Annotated in this window: 1 pseudogene; it reads left to right on the top strand. The window is 61.9% G+C overall.

Annotated elements, in window-relative coordinates:
• Positions 1-223, top strand: a pseudogene (locus SLS51_RS24020) (type VI secretion system membrane subunit TssM); the annotation flags it as partial.

Here is a 223-nt window from a genome sequence, read left to right as displayed (position 1 = left end):
CAGACAGTACCAGACCTACCTGGCCGGCCGCTATCCGTTTAACCCGGACGCGACGGAGGATGTGCCGCTCAGTGAATTTGAGCGGTTCTTCCGGCCCGGCGGCACGCTGGACGCCTTCTATCAGCAGAACCTGAAACCGTTTGTGGAAAACAACCTGACCCACCGCGCGGACGGCCAGCAGCTTATCCGCCCGGATGTGCTGGAACAGCTGAAACGGGCCGAC

The organism is Photorhabdus africana (assembly GCF_035181445.1).
Classification (GTDB): domain Bacteria; phylum Pseudomonadota; class Gammaproteobacteria; order Enterobacterales; family Enterobacteriaceae; genus Photorhabdus; species Photorhabdus laumondii.
Note: the sequence above shows the minus strand (reverse complement) of the source record. Positions and strands in the feature narration are given on the sequence as shown.